We start from the raw sequence: 20244 nt of genomic DNA on the forward strand, positions 1-20244 counted from the left end.
GCCCAGGCTCCGTCCCCATGGCCAATACCCCATCCCCCGTCACCTCGACCACTCGGCCACTCTGGCAGCGGCTGCTGTTGCGTCGATTGAAGTTTCTCGTGGTGGTGGTGCTCGTGCTGGGAGTCGGCGCGGGCCTGGTCTATCTCTTCACACCCTCCCTGCTGCTCAAGGCGGATGCCGCGCGCCTCGCGATGTCGGCGCACGTGCAGAAGAAAACGATGATCGCGGGGGATACCACGTGGTCGTATTACGAGGGCGGCGACGGCCCGACCATCGTGCTGTTGCACGGCTTCGCGGCGAACAAGGAAGTCTGGCTGGAGACAGCCAAGGGCCTGACCGATCATTTCCATGTGGTGATCCCGGATCTCGCTGGCTGGGGCGAGTCATCGCGCAACGACAACGGCGACTACGGCATCCCCGCCCAGGCGACGCGCCTGGAGGCCTTCGTTGCTGCCGTCGGGGCCCAGCGTTTCATGCTGGTCGGTCATTCGATGGGGGGCGCGATAGCAGGCGTCTACGCCGAGCAACATCCGGAGCGCGTCGCCAGCCTGATGCTGGTCAGCTCAGCGGGACTCAGCTTCAAGGAAAACGACTTCGTGCGTGACGTGAAAGCCGGTCGCGATCCGTTTCTTCTCCACGACCGGGCCGATCTCGATGCGCTGCTCTCGCGCATCTACCTCACGCCGCCGTCCATCCCGGGCCGCCTGAAAGATGCACTCGTCGAGCGCAACGAGAAGGACCATGCGTTCATCGAGCACACGTTCGCGGAACTGACCCAGCCCGCACAGGCCTATGCGCTCGATCCGGTGATCGGGAAGCTCGCCATGCCCGTGCTGGGCCTGTGGTGCCGCGAGGACAAGATCATCGACGAGTCCGCGCTCGACACCCTGCGTAACGGCCTCAAGAGCTCGCCCTCCATCGGCGCCACGGTGCTCAACGGCTGCAACCACATGCCGATGCTGGAAAAGCCGGACGAAACGGCGCGGATCATCACCAGCTTCGCATTGGCGCACTGAGGCTGCCGCGTTAGCGCGGTCAGTCGGCGACATCGGCAATCAGGCGATCCAATTGTCGCTTCAATGCGCTGCCGTTGGTCCGCAGCCAGGCACGCTGTTCCTTGTAGTCAGGCGAGAGCGCTTCCACCCAGTGCCAGAACTTCGGCGAGTGATTGCGCACCTTGAGGTGACACAACTCGTGCACCAGCACATAGCGAAGCGCCGCGGGCGGCGCCAGCGCGAGCGCAAGGTCAAGGTTGATCCTGTCGCGCGTGTCGAGGCTTCCCCACAGGCTCTTCAAGGGTCGAATGCGTAACGCGGTGGGCGCGGCGCTGATCTGCGGAATGTAGGCCGGCAGCCAGCGTGATACGTCACGACGGATCTGCATCTCGAAATGCGTGGCAAGCAGCCCACGCGCGACGAGCAGGGCACGGGTATGCGGCCGGGGAATCTGCAGCACGATCTGGCCCGGCTCTTGCTCGACGCGGGGATACGGTCCTTCCGCCCAGTCGAGCACGACGTCCTCGCCGCGGAACGGAAACGTGGTCGGCACACCGACGCGCAACGGCGGCAGCGGTTCGGCATCGAGGTTGAATTCGCCGAGCTTCTGCTCGAGCCAATCGACGTGATGACGGAGGAAGGCCGTCATCTGCGCCACGTGCGTACCGTTGGGATAGGTAAGCCGGGCGCCCTTGGGCGTGACCGTCAGGCGCAAACGACGAGCGCGTGGATGCGCCGCTTTCAGCACACGGATAGTGCTGCCCCCTGGGGCAGTCAGTTCAAGCCACTCACCGTCTTCCGATGCCATGTCGCGATTCTCTTGCTGATCCCGACGAACATCCCACGAACGCGTGTCACGCCTTGCGACTGTCGCCTCACTCCGGCCGGGGCAGCTTGAACCACTCTTCCAGCTTGCTCAGCAGGCGACCGTATTCCAGGGTCATCAAGGCGAAATTGGCGTCCATCTCGGCCGCCGCCGATTCGGGGCTGTCTGCCTGTTCATCGAGCACGACGTCCGTGAACTTGATTTTACGCAGGATCAGGTCTTCGCCAAGTACAAAGGAAATGCGGTCGTCGAAGACCAGACCCAACTGAAAGACCTGTTTACCCGTGCGCAGGTGCTCCCGAATCTCATCGGTATCGAGATCTTGCCGACGGCACCGGGCAATGGCGCCGGTGGCTGTGGCAGGGTCGCGCAGTTCGCACTCGTCCCCCAAGGCCAGGCCGGCCGGCAACTCGCCCGTCGCCACCCAGTGAGTCATCAGCACCCGGGGCGACTCCTCCGGCGCCAGCGGCACCGCGGGGAAGCTGCCAAGGGCCTCGCGAATCTGGCTCAGGGTGTTTTCGGCCGACTTGCGGCTGGACGTATCCAGCACGAGCCAGCCGGCTTTCTTGTCTGCATAGGCTTTCATGCGCGAGCTGCGCACGAAGGCGCGCGGCAGCAGCTCGTTCATGACATCGTCCTTGATCTTCTTGCGCTCGCGCCCACTGATCTTGCGTCCTTCCTCCTCGGCGATCTTCTGCACGCGGTTGGCCAGCTCGTCGTTCACCACGGCGGCCGGCAGGAGCTTATCTTCGCTGCCCACCGTGACCATCGTATGGCGACCCACGCTATGCGTGAGCGCTTCCTCGTTGCGACCGAGCGGCGAGACGAAGCCGCGTGTGGACATCTCCATCGGACCGACCGGCCGCAGCCGGTGCTCGGGCAGCGCCTCGTCGAGGCGTTCCAGGTCGGCGGCGACAGGCTCGGAAAAACGGAACAGCGTCAGATTGCGAAAGAACATGGATCGACAAATCTCGTGCGAAGGAGAAGCCATGACGGGCGCCGTGGCGCCCGTCGGCGAAGAATGCGGTAGAGCGGAAGCTAGACGACGCTGGCGATGGCTTTCGCCACGCGGTCGAGGTTGCCCTGGTTGAGGGCGGCGACGCAGATACGGCCAGTGCCCACGGCATAGATGCCGTATTCCGTGCGCAGGCGTTCCACCTGCGCGGCCGACAGGCCGGAATACGAGAACATGCCGCGCTGCCGCTCGATGAAGGCGAAGTCGCCCGCATCGGCGAGGCGCTCGACCAACCCGCGGCGCATCGCGCGAATACGCTCACGCATCTGGCCCAGTTCGGTTTCCCAGGTCGCACGCAGGTCGTCGTGGTTGAGCACCGCCGAAACCACGGCGGCACCGTGCGTCGGCGGGTTGGAGTAGTTCGTGCGGATCACGCGCTTGACCTGCGATTGCACGCGCAGCGCCTCATCGTGCGAGGCGGTGACGATCGACAGCGCGCCGACACGCTCGCCGTACAACGAGAACGACTTGGAGAACGAGCTGGCGACGAAGAAAGACAATTGCGCGTCGGCGAACAGGCGGACTGCGACCGCGTCTTCTTCGATGCCGTCACCGAAGCCCTGGTAGGCGATATCGAGGAACGGTACAAGGCTGCGTTCGCGCACGGTGTCGATCACGCGCTTCCAGTCGTCGACGCCGAGATCGACGCCCGTCGGGTTGTGACAGCACGCGTGCAAAACAACGACGGCACCCTGAGGGAGCTTCGCGAGTCCGGCCAGCATCGCGTCGACGTCGACATCGTGCGTGGCAGCGTCGTAGTACGGGTATTCCACGACGGAGAAGCCGGCACCCTCGAACAGCGCGCGGTGGTTCTCCCAACTCGGGTTGCTGATGGCGACCGGCACCGAAGGATTGAGGCGCTTCAGGAAATCCGCACCGACCTTGAGCGCACCGGTGCCACCGAGCGCCTGCGCCGTGACGACGCGGCGGTCGGCCAGCAGCGGCGACGAGGCGCCAAAGAGCAGCTTCTGCACCGCGCTGTCATAAAGCGCAATGCCGTCGATCGGCAGATAGCCGCGCGGCAGTTGCGCTTCCAGGCGCGCCTTTTCGGCTTCGCGCACCGCGCGCAGCAGGGGCACGTGACCGTTTTCGTCGTAGTACACGCCAACGCCGAGGTTGACCTTGTCGGCACGCGTGTCGGCACCAAACGCTTCGTTGAGGCCGAGAATCGGGTCGCGCGGAGCGAGTTCGACGGAAGAGAACAGGGTCATGGTCGGAAAGCCTTGAAACGGGTGGGCAGAAGAATCATTCGTTGGCATCGTCGGTCGGGCCACCAGCAAGCCATGCATGGGCATCGGCACGCTTTGCACCTTCCCGCGCACCGAGGCTCGCGAAATCGAACAGGTTACGGTCGGTCAATTGCGACGGCGCGACATTGCCCATCGCGCGGAAGATCGTCTCGCTACGGCCGGGATGGGATTTTTCCCAATCCTGCAGCATGCGCTTCACGACCTTGCGCTGCATGTTCTCCTGCGAACCGCAAAGATTGCAGGGAATGATGGGGAAAGCACGCGCTTCCGCATAGGCGGCGATGTCGTCCTCGCGGCAATAGGCCAGCGGACGGATGACCACGTGGCGGCCATCGTCGGAGCGCAGCTTCGGCGGCATCGCCTTGAGGCTGCCCTGGTAGAACATGTTCAGGAAGAACGTGCCGAGGATGTCGTCGCGGTGATGGCCCAGCGCGATCTTGGTGATGCCATTGGCAGCCGCCCAGTCGTACAGCGCCCCGCGGCGCATACGCGAACACAGGCTGCACATCGTCTTGCCCTGCGGAATGACCCGAGTGACGACGCTGTACGTGTCCTGCTCGATGATGTGGAACGGCACACCGCGCGCCGTGAGGTATTCGGGCAGCACGTGGGCCGGGAAGTCCGGCTGCTTCTGGTCGAGGTTGACCGCGATGAGATCGAAACGCACCGGCGCCTTGGCCTGCAACGACAGCAGCATATCCAGCAGGGTGTACGAGTCCTTGCCGCCGGACAGGCACACCATCACCTTGTCGCCGTCCTCGATCATGCCGAAGTCGGCAATGGCCTGCCCGACCTGATGACGCAGGCGCTTGGCGAGCTTGCCGGCTTCGTAGGTCTGCTTGCGGAGGGCTTCGGGGGTGGCGGACATGTGGCGATCGGGGCACCGGCCTGGGGAAGGGCCCATTGTAGCCGCTGCGGCCGCGTTCGCTGGCGTTACAATGGCGGAACCCCCGCCGCCCGGCCGAACGCCATGCAGGTCCAGGATCCCGCTCAGCTAACCCAGCGCCTCGCCGAACTGAAGGTGGAGCATCGCGACCTCGATTCCGCCATCGAACACCTGGCCACCTCGATCAGCCGCGACGAACTGCAGCTCACCCGCCTGAAGAAGCGCAAGCTGCTGCTGAAGGACACCATCGCCCGCATCGAGAGCAGTCTCATCCCGGACCTGGACGCCTGACCCGCCATGACCCCCGATCGCCTGGAAAGCACGTACGTCACGCTGGAACCGCTGTCACTGGACCACGTCGGGGCGCTGGAGCAGGCCGCGGCGGACGGCGAACTGTGGGATCTATGGTTCACCTCGGTGCCCCGGCCCGGCCTGATGACGGCGTACGTGGAAGCGGCCTTGCGCGGCCAGGAAGAAGGGCGGATGTGCCCGTGGGTCGTACGCGAGAACGGCAGCGGCGAGATCGTCGGATCGACGCGCTACTACGACATCGTCAGCGACCCGTCCCGTGTCGCCATCGGCTACACCTGGTACGCGCGCCGCTGGCAGCGCAGCCACGTGAATACCGCCTGCAAGCATCTGCTCCTGGCAAACGCCTTTCAGCAGGTGGGTGCGGTGGCCGTCGAGTTCCACACCGACGCCTATAACCAGGATTCCCAGCGCGCCATCGAGCGACTGGGCGCCAAGCGCGAGGGCGTGCTCCGCGCACACAAACGCCGCAACGACGGTTCGCTGCGCGACACCGTCTGCTACAGCATCCTCGCCACCGAATGGCCGGATGTAGACAAGTGGCTCCAGTCGCGCCTGCGTCGCCTGGCGCCGCGCTGACGGATCACGCGGCGCCCCAGCGATGGCCATGGCTCAACGCATGGCGACCGCGTCAGGATGGGAAGGCTTCACCACCAGCGTCGCCGTCATGCCTGCGGCCAGCACCGTACCCGGCGGCATGTGGGCGGTATCGATCTTCACCCGGACCGGCACACGCTGCGCCAGGCGCACCCAGTTGAAGGTGGGGTTCACGTCGGCGAGCAGGTCGCTTCCGGTGGGATTCTCGGCATCGGTGATGCCGTGTGCGACGCTTTCCACCGTGCCCTTGAGGTGCACGCCACCGCTCATCAGGCGGATATCGACCGGATCGCCCACGCGAAGGCCCGGCAGCTTGGTTTCCTCGAAGTAGCCGTAGACCCAGTACGAGTGGCTGTCGATCAGCGCGAGACGCGCCGCACCCGCGTTGGCGTAGTCGCCCACGCGCACGTCGAGATTGGTGATATAGCCATCCACCGGGGCGCGCACTTCCGTGCGATCCAGATTCAATTGCGCGGACGCCAGTTCCACCTGGGCCTGCGCCACCGCAGCGAGTGCCTGCTGCTGCGCGGCGCTGGCCTGCTTGGTGCTGGCTTGCGCCTGCTGCCAACCGGCACGCGCTGCATTCGCCGCAGCCGCAGCATTCGCCTTGTCTTCAGCCGAAATCACGTTGTTGATGAGTCGCTGCCGCCGCTCCGACTGGGCTGCGTACATCTCGAAGTTCGCGCGGCTCTGCTGCGCACCGGCCGATGCCGCATTGATGCTCGCGCCGGCCGCCCGCGCGGCCGCCTCGGCGGCGTGGAGATTCGCCTCCGCCTGGGCCACGGCATTCTGGTAGCGCGCCTTGTCCACGACGAAGAGCAGATCGCCCTTCTTCACCGTCTGGTTGTCCACCACGCGTACGTCGGTCACCAGGCCCGCGACGTCGGGAGCGACACGCACGATTTCCGCGCGGACGCGGCCATCGCGGGTCCACGGCGAATACATGTAGTGCTTCCACAAGGCGTGGCCGACGAAGGCCGCCACAACCACGATGGCGGCAGTGATGGTGAAGCGGATGAGGGAGGCAAGTTTCATGACGACATCACTCAATGCAGGAACAGCGCGAAAGCGCCGAAGACACAGACGAACACGGCAAACCGGAACAGCGGCGGATGCCAAACGAGTCGGTAGAAACCGAGGCGGCCAGCCAGTCCGTCGAGCAACCAGAGCACCAGAAGCGCAAGCACGAACAGAACGAGCAAGCCCGGAACCAGGGCGTCGCCGAGTGCGATTTCACGGGGCATGGGCGATCTCCTCGCTGAGAGGCGTGTCGGGCATGTACGCCGCCAGGACGGACTCGCCGTCGAGCAGCGCCATGCGGATGAGATGGAGGTGTTCGAGCAGCGACGCCATACTGGTGTGCTCGCCAACGCCCGCGATAGCCGTGGCGACGGCATCGCGGGCGAGCAGATAACCTTGCGCATCCGGGCGTTCGTAGAAGCGCGCCAGCGTGCGCAACGACGCTTCGAGGTGAGGCCGCAGCATCGCAGGGATCTCCTGTTGCGCCATATCGTGGCGCAGTTCGATCAGCGCCCTGCCCGTCTCGTGCACGGCAAGCGCCCAGGCGATCAGGCTGCGCGAATCCGCGCTGCCCGGCTCGGTCTGCGCGACGACCTGGCTGAAGAGATCGTGGTTCACGCTCTCGAAGCGATGGCGCAGCCCCGGCAAGGGCGCCTCCGCGGCCAACGCAACCTGTGCGCGCAGGCGGGCCAACTGGCGACGGCGTAGCCACACGCTGCCGATGGCGGGCGGAATCACCACGAAAGACATCGCCGCGGCACCCAGGCCCACTGCCTGCGCCACGGCATCGTTGATGAAGTGAGCAGGATCGTAGGTCTGCCCATTCTTCAACGCGAGGATGTACGCGAAGCCCATGGCCCAGCCGAGCCCATGCGAGGCGTAGCGGGGGCTCATCATCATGACCAGGCCCACGGCAAGAAACGGGGCCACGCCGATCACCAGCAAACCGTAGCCGTCCAGTTGCGTCAGCACGAAGAACTCGCAGACGAAGCCCGCCAGCATGCCGCCGATGTAACCGAGCGTGACGTACCAGGTCACCCGCGTCGGATTGGGCGTCGTCGCGAACAGACCGGCGAAGACGGTAGCGAGCAACATGGCGCTGGCGCCTGAGGGCCACGCACTCTCGATCCAGTAAGCGCCGAGCACCAGCATGGTCAACGTCGTGCGGATCGTGGCAATGCCCGCGCCGAGGAAGTCATTGCTTCGGTCGAAGCGCACCCGTTCGGCAGCGCCGCCAATGACGTGCGGCGCCTGCAGCATCGCTGCGGCGTCGACGTAGTCATGCAGTTCTGCCGCGAAACGGTGTAGCAGGGATGCACCGGTATCGAAGTCGCGCAGGTCCTGTTCCCCGTCGAGCCCAGCGCGAAGACGCGTCGCGTTGGCGTGCATGGCGTCGCGTGCCATCGTCAGGCGTGGCAACAACACGCGTGCCGCCGCGCCGGCCTCGATAGGCGCATCCAATGCCTCCCCCAGCGGCGCGTATAGTCGAATCAGGGCCTGCGCGGCTGCGTCACGCCGCGCGCGCTCAAGGCGATTGATGAGGTGATGCAGCGACTGAAAGCTCGTGGAGGCGGCCATGAAGCGTTGGTTGAACAAGCGCAGATGGTTACTCCGCGAGCGCGCTTCCGCATCCTCGAAGATCACCGAGCTGCGCAGGTCTTCCAGCGCGACGGCGGCACGCACGAAGCGCAGATGCGCGCGTTCCATGGAATCGCGCGGAATCGCACCGCCGACGCTGTCGCGGACGAAGCCGACAAAGTGAGCGAACTGCTCGCGCGCCGTACGGCGCAATACGTCGCGCATGCGGCTGGGGAACACCACGTCGCTCACCACGCCGCTCACCAGCAGGCCCAACAGCACTTCGCTGATGCGCGCCGTCGCCGAATCGAACACGGCCGGCGGATTGTCGATCACGGGAATGGCGATGATGGCGGCCGTATAGCCACCGAGCACGAAGGCATAGGACTTGAAGTTGCGGTAAAGCGTGGCGCCACCCGCGCAAAGACCGATCCACAACGAAAGCGACACCAGGAACAGGTCACGCTGCTGGGGGAACATGGCAACGATGGTCACGCCCGCCACGGCACCGGCCAACGTGCCGAGCGCACGATAGAAACTCTTCGCCAGCACCATACCCGCCTGGCGGTTGGCAACGATGATGGTCGTCAGCATGGCGGTGGACGGCGCCGGCAGCGCCAGCCGCATCGCGATCCAGCCGGTCACGAAGAACGCCAGCAGCGTCTTTGCCACAAACAGCCAGGTCGAGGCCTGCTCGCGCAGGGTGTCGGCGATGACCGATGAGACGGCTGGTGCCGGAGTGGAAAGTCGGGTAGCGGACATGACGCGCGCGCTCTTAGTCCCCGAACCCAGCCAGCATCTTCTTCAGCAGGGTTTCCAGTTGACCCTGCTCGCTAGGCGTGAGGTTACGCGTCTGACGGTGAAGCAACGTGACGATGTCGGGAAGAAAGCCCTCGATCAGCGCGACGCCCTCGGGAGTCAGGGTCAAGGTGACCTTGCGACGATCCTCGTCGCTGCCGGCGCGCGCGACGTACCCCTTCTCGCACAGGCTCGTCGTAAGGCGCGTGACGTTGGCGGACTTCTCGCCCGCCGCCTCGGCCAGTGCCGAAGGGTGCATCTGATTGTCGGGCGAGCCGTACAGCATCATCAGGATGTTGTACTCGGCGTGGTTCAGTCCATAGGGCCGCATCACGACGTTGGCCTCGTCGTGGATCTCCTTGAACAGGTGCTTCACCAGCCGCACCAGCACCGCCGGCGACCGCGGAAAGTCGGGGTACTTGGCCCGGGTAACGTCCAAACGGGCTTCGGTCGGGGCGAAATCGCTCATCGTGAGGTTCCAGCAAGTGGTTACCTCATAAGTATATAGTTCATTTATGTATATTCAATAGGGGTATTACTTTTCTTCGCGCCACCTGGGCGAAGACAGATGTCGCTAACCCTTTAGGTCAACACTGGGCCTTAAAGGCGCCATGACCCTTAAGACTCGCCGGGCGGATGGCGACACCGAGGGACTCGGGGGCAGGCATCTTCGTGAAAAATCGTGCTGGCGGCGTGTGAGATTTCGTGCGCTCGCTCGAATCATGGGTTGAAAGGGGCGCGACGATCGCGCTGGTGAACTAATGGATACCATCGCAACCGCCATGACCGCGAACGACGCCCGACAGGCCTTCAGCGCGCTGCTTCAGCGTCATTCCGGCATTGTGTTCAAGATCGCCGGCAGCTACGCGCACGGCGCCGAGGACCGCGCCGATCTGGCCCAGGAAATCGCAGCACAGCTCTGGCACGCCTGGCCGAAGTACGACCCGGCGCGCAGCGTCACCACCTGGATGTACCGGATCGCGCTGAACGTGGCGATCAGCCATATGCGCAATCGCCAATTGCGGCAACGGCACGACGCTTTGCCACTGGACGAAACCCTGCACGACGTGGCCGACGGAAACCCTGTCGATCCGGAGAACGAACAGGCGCTTCGCCTGCTGCACGAGTTCATAGCCCGCCAGCCGCCGCTGGACTGCGCGCTGTTGCTGCTTTATCTCGAAGACCGCTCGCAACGCGAGATCGCCGAGATTCTCGGTATCACCGAAAACAACGTCTCCACCAAGATCGGGCGCCTGAAACAGCGCATCCGCGACGAATTCCGATAACACCGACAGGGATACCTCAATGGAACTCGATGACTTCAAGTCCGCCTGGCAATCGCTCGACCACCGGCTGCAACTGGACAACACGCTGAAACTTCTCGAACTGCGCGAGCGCAGGCTGGACAAGGCTCGCGGCAGCCTGCGCCCGCTGTTCTGGGGTCAGGTGGCACAGATCCTGTTCGGTATTCCCTTCATCCTGCTCGCGTCGCTGCTGTGGATGAGTCAGCCTGCGCATGCCTCGTCCATCGTCGCCGGCGTGGTCGTGCAGGCTTACGGCGTGCTGACGATCGTCGCCGCGGGCATCGTACTGGGGCAGCTCGGCAACATCGACTACTCGCAGCCGGTGCTCGTCATCCAGAAGCAACTGCTGCACGCACGCACGCTGTACGTCCGCAGCGGCATGATCGCCGGTCTGCCGTGGTGGTTCCTGTGGGTCGCGGTCGTGCAGACCCTGGCGGGCCTGGGCGATGTCGATCTGCTGGTCAAGGCGCCCGCGTTCGTGTGGAGCGGATACGGCATTGGCATCGCCGGCCTGCTGGCGACGGGGTGGTTCCATCGCTGGGCGCGCCGCCCGCAACGCGCCGAGTTCGGCCGGAAAATGGACGATTCCTTAAGCGGTCGCAGCCTGCGCAACGCGCAGGCGCAACTGGACGAACTGCAGCGCTTCGAACGTGACTAAATCCTTAATGCAGGCCTCATGTGGGAGTACGAGAAAGTTTCGGCGGGTAATGGCAGCCTGCCATCGACAGGTCCATGAGTACGATCACAGGGGCGCCTCCGAGACGGATATCGTGTGGCGCGGCGTGCAGCAATCCAGATAACAGCAGCCACCCCTATGCGGCCTCGACGCGAAACACATCAACCGCCGTGCGCAGCAACGCCGCCTGTTCGGCAAGCGACCGCGACGCGGCGGCGCATTGCTCGACCAACGCAGCGTTCTCCTGGGTGACCTGATCCATTTGCGTGACTGCGCGATTGACTTGCTCGATGCCGGCAGATTGCTCCTGGGACGCGGCGGAAATTCCGCCCATCACGCCAGAGACTTCGTGAACCGCGCTCACGACGCCCTGGATCGTGGATCCGGCCTCGTGAACCATCGAAGAGCCTTCCTGAACACGCTCGATGGAGACGTCGATCAACGAGCGGATGTCCTTGGCTGCCACCGCGCTTCGCTGCGCCAGCGATCGGACTTCGCTTGCCACCACCGCGAACCCTCTCCCGTGCTCGCCCGCGCGGGCCGCCTCGACGGCGGCGTTCAGCGAAAGAATATTGGTCTGGAAGGCCAGCCCGTCGATGATGCCGACGATGTCGGCCACCTGCGCCGAGCTGGCGGCAATACCGTTCATGGTCTCGACGACGCGGCTGACCGCTTCGCCACCGCGCCCGGCAGCCAACGACGCGGTGTTCGCGATGTTCGTGCCGAGCAGGGCGCTGTTGGTGTTCTCGCGGACCGTGGCCGTGAGTTGTTCCATGCTCGCTGCGGTCTCTTCGAGCGAGGCCGCCTGTTCTTCGGTGCGTTGCGACAGGTTCGCATTGCCTTGAGAAATTTGATCGGCGGCCGTGGCAATGGAATGGCTCGAACGCTTGATGCCGGAAACGATGGTCGACAGGTGATCGCGCATGCCGACGATCGAATACAGCAGGCTCGACGAGTCCCGTCGCTTCAGATCCACGGTCACCGTAAGGTCGCCATCGGCGATGCGACGGACCACCTCGGCGGCATAGAGCGGCTCCCCACCCAATGCGGCGTAGAGGCGCCGTCCCGTCCAGACTGCGACGCACGTACCGAGCGCGAGGCCCGCACTGGCGATGCCGATGAGTACGCGCAATAGCAAGTCGTACCGCTCACGTGACGCGTGATACTCGCTGGCGGCGACATCGACCTGAAGCTTGCGCAGGCGGTCCAGTCGAGCGAGGGTTTCGGGCAGCAGCGTATCCACGCGCCCGTGCAGGGTCTTGCCCGCGCTCGCGATGTCGCCAGCAAGCAACGCCTCGCGTGCCGGGGCGAGGCCTTCGCGCTCCAGCGTCAGATACGCATCGTGAAATCCGTCGGCCAGGATTTTCTCGTCGGGCGTCCAGTAGGTGGCGGCATAGGTCTTCCACTCGTGATCCAACGCCGAACGACGCTGAAGGCTCTGGTCGGCAGCGGATTTGCCCGGGAATTGCGCCGGATCGAGGGTGGCTCGCGACAGCAGCATGGCTTCGTCACGCAGGGCGTCGCTCACCACGGACAGCTGCTGGATACAGACGGTGCGATCTTCATAGACGGTTCGCAGCGCTTCGCCCGTCGTCGACAGGGCATATAGCCCTGAGGCACAGGTGGCCAACATGGCCACGGCAAGGCCACTGGCCAGAAGAGCGAGCTGAGCCCGCACGCTTAAATTTGCCATTTTTGTGCATTTCCCCTCGGTTGGACGAGAGCAACGGCTGCGATGGCTCGAACTTAAGGCTCACGGACGCAATTAGGTAAGAATTAACGGAATTGGTTCATCAACGTGAAATACACGTGACGCGCAACCGTGGGGCGGGGGCCAAAGAACATCCCGCTCGTGCTGCCGCGAGGCGCTACCTCTTGGTCTTCGCCGTAGCGTCATCCGCTAACGCGCCACCACTCACCCGCAGGTTTGCCCTCAAGTACTGGCTCAATACGGGGTCGGGCGGCGTTTCGGCGGGACCGCCGAGGACGGTGCGCAGGGCTTCGGCCGTCAGGTACAGGCCGGCTTCCTTGGCGACGACGCGGTCGTTCTGGTGTCCCGCGGCGGGGTCCACCAGGAGCGTCACGTTCTTGTCCAGCAGCGTCAGCCGCGCCACGTAGCCGAGCACGCCGCGCAAGGCCACGCGCTGATCGTCGCCGCCGGCAAGGATCGTCAGCGGGCGGTTCATGCGCTCCGCATTCGCGAGGGGCGATTGCGCATGCAGCGGACCCATGCGTGCGGGATCGTTCAGATCGAGCGCGACAAGCGACATCCATCGTTCGAACGGCAAGACGGCGGACAGCACCTGCGCTTCGCGCGTCCGCGTGATCCAGGTGAGATCCCAGGCGAAATCCGCAGGTGGCACGAAGGCCACGCCGACGCGGAACAATTCGGGCTGCCAGGTGAGTCCGAGCAAGGTGGCGTAGCCGCCGAACGACGCACCGACGATGCCGACGCGGTCCCGGTCGCCGACACCTGCCGCAAGCAGCGCTTGCGTGCCTTCCACGATGTCGCGCTGCACCCGACCATTACCGAAGTCGCCGTTCGCGGCGAGCATGTAGTCGCGCCCGAAGCCCGTGGACCCGCGGAAGTTCGGCTCGAATACGGCATAGCCCCGGTTCACCAGGAACTGCGCATAGCCCGTACCGAATTCTTCTGCGGCCACCTGACCCCACGGTCCGCCGTGGACCATGGCAACGAGCGGCACGTGGGCGGGATCGCGCCCAGGCGGCACGCGTACGAACCCATGCAGACGCATGCCATCGGAGGCCGTCCAAGAGAACGGCAGTTGCCGCGCCATGGCGGATTCCGGCAGCCACGATGCGGCGCCGTCGTCGCGTGCGCGACGCGGCGGATCGTCGAGGATGTCGCTGACCTGTCCGTTCGTCGGGTTATAGAGGTGATAGCGGACGCCCTGCAGCGCACCGCCTCGCTCCACCACCAGCCAGCGGGAACGTCCCGGTTGCAGCGTCAACGCGCGCCCTCGGTAGCGCTGCTCAATCGCGTCGATATGCGCCTGCATTGCGCGGTCGATACCTCGAACGGTGACTACAGTTCCACGAAAATACGCGAGTCCTGGCGCACCCGACACCGGGTCCGCCATGAAGTCGTCCAGATCGGCCTCGCCGCGCGGATCGGCAAGCACGGCGCTCACCGAGCCATCGGGTTCGAGCCGCTGCAGGCGGCGCAGGCTTCCACCGATGTCGCCAGCGAACAGCATCCGCCCCGCGTCATCGGTGCGCGGCCACAACCCGCAGCGATGCATGCGCTCGCAATGGAGCACGTCCTGCCTTGTGCCGTCGGCGGCAATCCGCCATGTGAGCAGACGGTCGTCCTGCATCACCTGCAGATAGGCAAGTCGCCCGCTCGGGTCGAGCGCATAGCCGGTGACGCGATCCCGCGTTTCCGCCAGCACCTGACGACGACCGTCGACGTAAACGCGTACGAGTCGCCATGACTTCGTTGACCCGGTGGGCGCCAGCGTCCGCTCGCGCACGATCGCCGCAGCGTCTCTGACGGGATCGGCATCCATGAAGTTTCGCTCCTCCGCGCCACCGAGTTCGGCGAGCAGACGCGAACCGCCCTGCCCCACAGCAGCAACGGCGAAAAGGCGTCGCGAGGAAATCACCAACAACCAGCGGCCGTCGCGCGTCCACGCCAACGCCGTGGCATCCGTGGACGCAAGCACCTGTCGTTCGGACCCATCGACGGACGATGCCAACCAGAGCCCCCGCGCATCGTCCACACCGCGAACGAAGGCGTATTGCTCGCCGTCTGGCGACAAGGTCACGTCGGCAGTGGAAGCCCGGACAAGAAACGCATCGCGCTCGAAGCGAACCGCTTGCGGCCGTCCGCGCTCGATCGCCAAAGCGCGCTCGAATGCATTGTCTGCCGCGAAACACGGTGACGCGAAGACGAGCGCGCCGAGCGCCCCGAGCCATACCCGGAACGGTGTCATCTTCTTCTCCATGGCGCGTTAGCTGGCGGGAACGGAACGGAGCGACGCGTCGACCAGACCTTCGCGCCGCGGCACGACGAGCAGGAGGCTGACCAGTGCGGGCACGCTGATGCATCCGCATGCGAGCGTCCAGACGATGCGGGACGAGAGGGACGACAGCCGATGTGCGGCGAACCATCCGCCGATCACCAGCGAAAGCAGCGCAAGTGCAGCGGCCAGCGTTCGCACGGCATCGGGAATGGGCGGCACCGCGGTCTCGCTCAAGGGGTCTTGCGGTGCGAGCCACCGGGTTGCCGCCTGGCGCACGGTGTACAACGCAGGCGACGACCACCATGCTCTGTAGCGGTAGAGGGCCGGGAAATCCTGTTGAATGAGGCGCGTGGCTACCGGCGTGACGCGGCCCTTGTCATTCACCCACAGAATCGTCTGGTAGGGCGGTGCGCCGAGCATGGTGTGCGCGTACTCGGTAAAGGTGAACGATAGGAGGTAGCCGTCTACCAGTTCCACCAGGTCTGCCGCATGGAGGTCGCCGGGCTTGCCTGGGATGTCGACGCGGTAGCGCGGAGACGACGGCGTGTCGCCATCGAGAAGATGTCGCCCGTCGAACAGATAGACGGCTCGATCAGTCAGCGCGGCGAGACTGCCACCGACCGGTGTCGTGCCCAGCAGCCATTCGCCTGCGGGCACACTCGTCCGCGGCACGATGATTCGCGTGGCCGAGAGGTATTGGTATAGCGTGTTTCCCGCGACGATCGCCATGTCGCCTTTCGCCATACCGGGAAGCACGCCGGCAGGCGACGCGATGGCCCCGAAGGCGGTGTTTTCTGTACCCACGCCCAGCTCGCCGCTACGCCGTCCATCCACAACACCGGTTCCCTCGAAACGCATGCGCGCATGACTGAACGTCCATTGCGTTCGCGTTTCCGCATCGTCGAAGGCGAGCGGCCCGGTATTGTTCACTTCGCCACGCGTGGGGATACCACGCATCTGCCGCTGCAGCGCATGCACGTCAGACAAAACGACCTGCTCACGCCACAGCGCCGCATCCGTCGATGTCGCAGTCGCCAGGCCCGCGATCAGGCGCTCGCGCCCCGACATGCGCTCAGCTTCGACCACGCCGCCACGGGGCGGCGTGCCCATGTTGTTCGGATGCGTGCCCAGCATGATCCACGACAATTCGCCAACGAAGCCCAGGAGAAGCAGCCCGGCGTAGACCGCCAGCTGCACCGGCACGACTGTCACCACCATGCCGACCGCCGTCCGCGGCGGCTCGCCAAGATCAGGACGAAACACTATGGACACCATCGCCAGCAGCGTCACGCAGGCGAGCACCTGAACCACCAGTGCCGCGAGGCCCGTGGCATCCGATACCGCCATCCAGGCGAGCGGCACCAACCCAGCGATGGCATAGCGACGATTGGCGAGCACACCGTAGGCTCCCGCCAGATAGCCGCCCATGGCGATAAGCATTGCCGCAACCGGCAGAATCGCTTGGCGCATTTCAACGATGCGCGCCGTACCCGACACCTGCCATGCCACGACGATCGCGATCGGAAGCGCCACCGCCACCAGCATGGCCATCGTGCCGGCGCCAAGCAGGCCGGCACCGATGCGCCACGGTGCCACCGGACGATGCAGAAGATTGATCCACTGGTTCGGTCGGCGCCATGTGCCCATCTGATGCAAACCGAGCAGGATGCCGGTAAGCGCATAGACCGCACCGAACAGGCGGCGAACGTTGATCGGCTGCTGGCCGAGATCTGCCAATCGGTTGAAGAACACCAGCACCAGCAGGTGAACCGCCGCGAAGGCGAGGATCCAGAGTTGGTAACGCAGCCATTCGGCCTTGACGATGTCGCGCATGAGGAACCCCCTGGACGAATGAGCGATCAGGCGGCCGCGGGGGCTGCGTGCTGCTTGGAAAGAAAGCCGTTGACGGCGCGGTCGAGGCTTACCGGCAGGCAATGGATGTCGCGGGCGCCGCACGCGCGAAGGAAGTCCGCGAAGTCTTCGCCTTGATCGAGCACCAGGTAGTGATGGATGCCATCGATGCGCTGCGCATCGAGCAGGCCCGGTACTGTGCGCGGGTCCGGCCCACGAAACGGGATGTCGGCCACCCAGTGCGATACACGCGCGCGGAAATCATCGGGCGGCGAGACGTTCCGCAGCATGCCGCACTCCATGATGATGAGGTTGTCCGCCACGCGTTCCACTTCTTCCATCTGGTGCGAGCAGTAGATGACCGTGCAACCTTCCACGGCATTGGAGTGAAGCAAGGTCTCGAGAAAGGCGCGCTTGGCGACGACGTCGAGGCCGAGCGTCGGCTCGTCGAGCACAAGCAGTTCGGGGCGTTGCGCGAGACTGAGCGCGAGGTTGAAGCCCGCGCGCTCGCCGCGCGAAAGCTGGCTCACCTTCTGCGTCGTCTGCACGTTGTAGTGCCCTACCACTTCGTCGAAAGCGGATTGGCTCCAGCGGGGGTACTGGCGCCGCTGCATGGCGGTGACGGCAGCAACGGTCATCCAGCCCTGCAGCGTGTGCTCTTCGTTGACGAAGCCGATCCGTTCGCGGTCGGACGGGGTCAGCCGGCGACTGTCGCGCCCGAGGATGCGCGCCTCCCCCGAGGTGGCCGGAAGAAAGCCGAGCAGGATGCGAAACAACGTCGATTTGCCCGCGCCATTCGCACCGACGATGGCATGCACGCAGCCGCTCTCGATCGCGAGGTCCAGATGGTCGATGGCGATCTTCTTCCCGTAGCGCTTGGTCAGACCGCGCGTCTCGATCACATACCCGGTGGGTGTCGTCTCGTTCATGGGCGTTCCTTGGCGGGACTCAGGCGGACTTCTTCGCGAGCACGCTCAACGCCTTGTCGAGGCGGGCGATGGCGCGGTCGGGCGGGTAGTCGAGGGCGGCCACCTCGTAGACGAACGCCTGGATCGCCTCGTCCATGCGGCGGTCGCGTTCCGCCGCACTGAGCCGCTGACGGGGGGGCGCAACGTACAGGCCGAGCCCCTGGCGAGATTCCAGCCACCCTTCGGCGGTCAGCTCCGCGTAAGCCTTGGCGACGGTGTTGGGATTGATGGTCAATTGCTGCGCGAGGCCGCGTACGCTCGGAAGCCGCGCCCCGGGCTCAAGGTCGCCCGTGGCGATACGCATGCGCACGGCGTCGACGATCTGCTTGCCGATGGGACGGGGATCGCCGGTGGCGATCTGGATGGGCAATGCCTGGATACGGGTCATCATGGTGAACCATGTGTACTAGTGCAAATAGTACAGCAGGATTCACTGCGCCCCGTCAACAGGTTCGCCGCAGGCCAATCGCCCGCGGCGAACGATGGCCGCCGTCACCCGCTCAGACGTTCGGCGCCAGCAGGTCTTCGATGCCCGCGCGCCAGAACAGCTCGCGGCGGACGCGATCGGCGACGCCGTTGACGATCTCCGCGCCGTCCTGCGAGGGGTCCACGTGCACGCGGAACGGGCGCTTGCCGAAGGGCAGGTTCACCACGTCCACGATCTTGCGCGCTACTTCGGTGGCATCGGCGTCGGCCGGTTCGAGGCTCGCGAGGCCCTTCAGTATCTTCTCCGGCATGCCGGCATACGGGCCCTGCATGTATTCCGCTTCGCGCGCTCCATCCGCCGGCTTTCCCGCATGCGCGAAATGGTTGGTGCCCTTGGTGAACGCGCCCGGCACCATGATGGACGTCTCGATGCCCCAGCGGGTCAGCTCGCCCGAGTAGCTCACCGCCAGTGAATCCATGGCCGCCTTGGCCGCAAAATACGGTGCGAGGAACGGCGGCGTACCACCGCGCGTGCTGCTCGAGGAGACCCAAAGCACCAGCCCCTTGCGCTGGCGGCGCATGGCCGGCAAGGCCGCGCGATTGACGCGCTGCGTGCCGAGCACATTCACGTCGTAAAGCTGCGCGTACTGTTCTGCAGTGAAGGCCTCCGCCGGTCCGAAAACCATATGCCCGGCATTGTGGACGAGCACGTCCAGGCGACCGTCGTTGCGCAGGATGGTGTCGATGGCGTCCTGGGCCGAGTCGTCGGACGTCACGTCCAGCTCGACCACACGCAGGTCGACGTTGCGCTCTGCCGCTTCTTTGCGCACGGCGTCGGCCTGCGCAGCGTTGCGTCCGGCGATGTCGCGCATGCTGGCGTAGACGGCGTGTCCGGCGTCGGCGAGGGCACGGGCGGTCAGCAGGCCGAAGCCACTCGATGCGCCTGTGATGAGGATGATCTGCTTCATGAAAGTCTCTCCGCGGGACAAGGCGTAAAGAAAAGTGGGCTCAGACGACGCCGCCGTTGGCGCGCAAAACCTGGCCGTTGATCCAGCCGCCATCGGGGCCGACGAGGAAGGCGACGGCAGAGGCGATGTCTTCGGGCGTGCCGAGACGCTCCAACGGGGAAAGCTTTGCGAGGCGGTCCACCAGTTCCGGTGATTTGCCGTCGAGGAACAGGTCCGTGCCGGTCGGCCCTGGCGCGATGGCGTTCACCGTGATGCCGCGACCGCGCAGTTCGCGCGCAAGGACCATGGTGGTGGCATCGATGGCCGCCTTCGTTGCGGCATAAGCGGCGTAGGTCGGTTGCAGCAGGCTGACCACGCTGGACGAGAAGTTGACGATCCGACCGCCGACGCGGAGACGCCGGGCCGCTTCACGCATGGTGTTGTAGCTGCCCTTCACGTTGACGTCGAAGAGCCGGTCGAAATCGTCGTCCTTCAGCTCGGCGACGCTGGACAGGATCATCAGCCCTGCGTTGTTGACCAGCACGTCCACGCCGCCAAAGACTTCCTCGGCCTTGTCGAACAGGCGGCGCGCGTCGGTCACCTTGGACACGTCCGCCTGCGCGCTGATCGCACGGCCGCCTGCCGCTTCGATCTCGTGCACCACGGCTTCGGCCGCCTGGGCGTTGCCGGCGTAGTTCACGACCACCGTGTAGCCCTCGCGTGCCAGACGCTTCGCCACGGCGGCACCGATACCGCGCGAGGCCCCGGTCACGATGGCGACCTTCTCGTTCGAGTTCACGTTCATGTCGGTT

The 20244-nt window shown here is 65.1% G+C and carries 20 protein-coding genes; 5 read left to right on the plus strand and 15 right to left on the minus strand.

The window, feature by feature from the left end; genetic code table 11:
• Positions 1–17 precede the first annotated feature (17 nt).
• Positions 18–1016 carry an alpha/beta fold hydrolase gene (locus IM816_RS17195; RefSeq protein ID WP_250339023.1) on the plus strand — a complete coding sequence of 333 codons (999 nt, stop codon included), beginning with the start codon at positions 18–20 and terminating at the stop codon, positions 1014–1016.
• Positions 1017–1035: 19 nt separating this feature from the next.
• On the opposite strand, the gene IM816_RS17200 is transcribed toward IM816_RS17195, so the two are convergent.
• The 4 genes from IM816_RS17200 to ttcA form a co-directional block, all read right to left on the minus strand.
• Positions 1036–1803: a M48 family metallopeptidase gene (locus IM816_RS17200; RefSeq protein ID WP_250339024.1), complete on the minus strand. Its 768-nt coding sequence runs from the start codon at positions 1801–1803 to the stop codon at positions 1036–1038.
• Positions 1804–1870: 67 nt separating this feature from the next.
• Positions 1871–2779, minus strand: coding sequence for a recombination-associated protein RdgC (locus IM816_RS17205; protein ID WP_250339025.1), 909 nt, complete (start codon positions 2777–2779; stop codon positions 1871–1873).
• 80 nt (positions 2780–2859) lie between these two features.
• The gene (locus IM816_RS17210; protein WP_250339026.1) at positions 2860–4047 is read right to left on the minus strand and encodes an amino acid aminotransferase; all 1188 of its coding nucleotides are present in this window, start codon (positions 4045–4047) and stop codon (positions 2860–2862) included.
• Positions 4048–4081: 34 nt separating this feature from the next.
• A complete protein-coding gene (ttcA, locus tag IM816_RS17215; RefSeq protein WP_250339027.1) occupies positions 4082–4954 on the minus strand; it encodes a tRNA 2-thiocytidine(32) synthetase TtcA in 873 nt (290 codons plus the stop codon).
• Between the two features lie 102 nt (positions 4955–5056).
• On the opposite strand from ttcA, the gene IM816_RS17220 reads away from it, so the two are divergent.
• A complete protein-coding gene (locus IM816_RS17220; RefSeq protein WP_072323699.1) occupies positions 5057–5263 on the plus strand; it encodes a YdcH family protein in 207 nt (68 codons plus the stop codon).
• Positions 5264–5269: 6 nt separating this feature from the next.
• Positions 5270–5860: a GNAT family N-acetyltransferase gene (locus tag IM816_RS17225; protein ID WP_072323643.1), complete on the plus strand. Its 591-nt coding sequence runs from the start codon at positions 5270–5272 to the stop codon at positions 5858–5860.
• Between the two features lie 33 nt (positions 5861–5893).
• Here the strand turns inward: IM816_RS17225 and IM816_RS17230 are convergent, their stop codons facing one another.
• The 4 genes from IM816_RS17230 to IM816_RS17245 are packed head-to-tail and all read right to left on the minus strand — an operon-like array spanning position 5894 to position 9743.
• A complete protein-coding gene (locus tag IM816_RS17230) occupies positions 5894–6913 on the minus strand; it encodes an HlyD family secretion protein (protein ID WP_250339028.1) in 1020 nt (339 codons plus the stop codon).
• Positions 6914–6924: 11 nt separating this feature from the next.
• Positions 6925–7122, minus strand: coding sequence for a DUF1656 domain-containing protein (locus tag IM816_RS17235; protein WP_250339029.1), 198 nt, complete (start codon positions 7120–7122; stop codon positions 6925–6927).
• The gene (locus IM816_RS17240; RefSeq protein WP_250339030.1) at positions 7112–9238 is read right to left on the minus strand and encodes an FUSC family protein; all 2127 of its coding nucleotides are present in this window, start codon (positions 9236–9238) and stop codon (positions 7112–7114) included. Before IM816_RS17240 ends, IM816_RS17235 begins: the two co-directional genes overlap by 11 nt.
• A 13-nt stretch (positions 9239–9251) precedes the next feature.
• Positions 9252–9743 carry a MarR family winged helix-turn-helix transcriptional regulator gene (locus IM816_RS17245; protein WP_250339031.1) on the minus strand — a complete coding sequence of 164 codons (492 nt, stop codon included), beginning with the start codon at positions 9741–9743 and terminating at the stop codon, positions 9252–9254.
• A 292-nt stretch (positions 9744–10035) separates the two neighbouring features.
• On the opposite strand from IM816_RS17245, the gene IM816_RS17250 reads away from it, so the two are divergent.
• Together IM816_RS17250 and IM816_RS17255 are read left to right on the plus strand one after the other, a co-directional pair.
• Positions 10036–10560 carry an RNA polymerase sigma factor gene (locus IM816_RS17250; protein WP_250339032.1) on the plus strand — a complete coding sequence of 175 codons (525 nt, stop codon included), beginning with the start codon at positions 10036–10038 and terminating at the stop codon, positions 10558–10560.
• Positions 10561–10579: 19 nt separating this feature from the next.
• Positions 10580–11236 carry a serine/threonine protein kinase gene (locus IM816_RS17255; protein WP_250339033.1) on the plus strand — a complete coding sequence of 219 codons (657 nt, stop codon included), beginning with the start codon at positions 10580–10582 and terminating at the stop codon, positions 11234–11236.
• A gap of 154 nt (positions 11237–11390) precedes the next feature.
• On the opposite strand, the gene IM816_RS17260 is transcribed toward IM816_RS17255, so the two are convergent.
• The 7 genes from IM816_RS17260 to IM816_RS17290 form a co-directional block, all read right to left on the minus strand.
• Positions 11391–12947, minus strand: coding sequence for a methyl-accepting chemotaxis protein (locus IM816_RS17260; RefSeq protein WP_256470199.1), 1557 nt, complete (start codon positions 12945–12947; stop codon positions 11391–11393).
• 175 nt (positions 12948–13122) lie between these two features.
• Positions 13123–15210 carry a S9 family peptidase gene (locus tag IM816_RS17265; protein ID WP_250339035.1) on the minus strand — a complete coding sequence of 696 codons (2088 nt, stop codon included), beginning with the start codon at positions 15208–15210 and terminating at the stop codon, positions 13123–13125.
• 18 nt (positions 15211–15228) lie between these two features.
• Positions 15229–17073 carry a hypothetical protein gene (locus IM816_RS17270; protein ID WP_250339036.1) on the minus strand — a complete coding sequence of 615 codons (1845 nt, stop codon included), beginning with the start codon at positions 17071–17073 and terminating at the stop codon, positions 15229–15231.
• A gap of 26 nt (positions 17074–17099) precedes the next feature.
• Complete coding sequence (locus IM816_RS17275) at positions 17100–18020, minus strand: ABC transporter ATP-binding protein (protein ID WP_250339037.1); 921 nt, start codon at positions 18018–18020, stop codon at positions 17100–17102.
• Between the two features lie 19 nt (positions 18021–18039).
• Positions 18040–18450 (minus strand): GntR family transcriptional regulator, encoded by a 411-nt coding sequence (locus IM816_RS17280; protein ID WP_250339038.1) that lies wholly within the window; start codon positions 18448–18450, stop codon positions 18040–18042.
• A 109-nt stretch (positions 18451–18559) separates the two neighbouring features.
• Positions 18560–19453, minus strand: coding sequence for an SDR family oxidoreductase (locus tag IM816_RS17285; RefSeq protein WP_250339039.1), 894 nt, complete (start codon positions 19451–19453; stop codon positions 18560–18562).
• Between the two features lie 40 nt (positions 19454–19493).
• Positions 19494–20231, minus strand: a complete 738-nt coding sequence (locus IM816_RS17290) for an SDR family oxidoreductase (protein WP_425602650.1) — start codon at positions 20229–20231, stop codon at positions 19494–19496.
• Positions 20232–20244: the final 13 nt, after the last annotated feature.

Origin of the sequence: Luteibacter flocculans (assembly GCF_023612255.1) — a bacterium.
In the GTDB taxonomy this organism is placed as follows: Bacteria; Pseudomonadota; Gammaproteobacteria; order Xanthomonadales; family Rhodanobacteraceae; genus Luteibacter; species Luteibacter flocculans.

Bases quoted from the DNA above. Each gene is read 5' to 3' on its own strand.
- IM816_RS17195 (WP_250339023.1), top strand. From the start codon at position 18: ATGGCCAATACCCCATCCCCCGTCACCTCGACCACTCGGCCACTCTGG.
- IM816_RS17200 (WP_250339024.1), bottom strand. From the start codon at position 1,803: ATGGCATCGGAAGACGGTGAGTGGCTTGAACTGACTGCCCCAGGGGGC.
- IM816_RS17205 (WP_250339025.1), bottom strand. From the start codon at position 2,779: ATGTTCTTTCGCAATCTGACGCTGTTCCGTTTTTCCGAGCCTGTCGCC.
- IM816_RS17210 (WP_250339026.1), bottom strand. From the start codon at position 4,047: ATGACCCTGTTCTCTTCCGTCGAACTCGCTCCGCGCGACCCGATTCTC.
- ttcA (WP_250339027.1), bottom strand. From the start codon at position 4,954: ATGTCCGCCACCCCCGAAGCCCTCCGCAAGCAGACCTACGAAGCCGGC.
- IM816_RS17220 (WP_072323699.1), top strand. From the start codon at position 5,057: ATGCAGGTCCAGGATCCCGCTCAGCTAACCCAGCGCCTCGCCGAACTG.
- IM816_RS17225 (WP_072323643.1), top strand. From the start codon at position 5,270: ATGACCCCCGATCGCCTGGAAAGCACGTACGTCACGCTGGAACCGCTG.
- IM816_RS17230 (WP_250339028.1), bottom strand. From the start codon at position 6,913: ATGAAACTTGCCTCCCTCATCCGCTTCACCATCACTGCCGCCATCGTG.
- IM816_RS17235 (WP_250339029.1), bottom strand. From the start codon at position 7,122: ATGCCCCGTGAAATCGCACTCGGCGACGCCCTGGTTCCGGGCTTGCTC.
- IM816_RS17240 (WP_250339030.1), bottom strand. From the start codon at position 9,238: ATGTCCGCTACCCGACTTTCCACTCCGGCACCAGCCGTCTCATCGGTC.
- IM816_RS17245 (WP_250339031.1), bottom strand. From the start codon at position 9,743: ATGAGCGATTTCGCCCCGACCGAAGCCCGTTTGGACGTTACCCGGGCC.
- IM816_RS17250 (WP_250339032.1), top strand. From the start codon at position 10,036: ATGGATACCATCGCAACCGCCATGACCGCGAACGACGCCCGACAGGCC.
- IM816_RS17255 (WP_250339033.1), top strand. From the start codon at position 10,580: ATGGAACTCGATGACTTCAAGTCCGCCTGGCAATCGCTCGACCACCGG.
- IM816_RS17260 (WP_256470199.1), bottom strand. From the start codon at position 12,947: ATGGCAAATTTAAGCGTGCGGGCTCAGCTCGCTCTTCTGGCCAGTGGC.
- IM816_RS17265 (WP_250339035.1), bottom strand. From the start codon at position 15,210: ATGACACCGTTCCGGGTATGGCTCGGGGCGCTCGGCGCGCTCGTCTTC.
- IM816_RS17270 (WP_250339036.1), bottom strand. From the start codon at position 17,073: ATGCGCGACATCGTCAAGGCCGAATGGCTGCGTTACCAACTCTGGATC.
- IM816_RS17275 (WP_250339037.1), bottom strand. From the start codon at position 18,020: ATGAACGAGACGACACCCACCGGGTATGTGATCGAGACGCGCGGTCTG.
- IM816_RS17280 (WP_250339038.1), bottom strand. From the start codon at position 18,450: ATGATGACCCGTATCCAGGCATTGCCCATCCAGATCGCCACCGGCGAT.
- IM816_RS17285 (WP_250339039.1), bottom strand. From the start codon at position 19,453: ATGAAGCAGATCATCCTCATCACAGGCGCATCGAGTGGCTTCGGCCTG.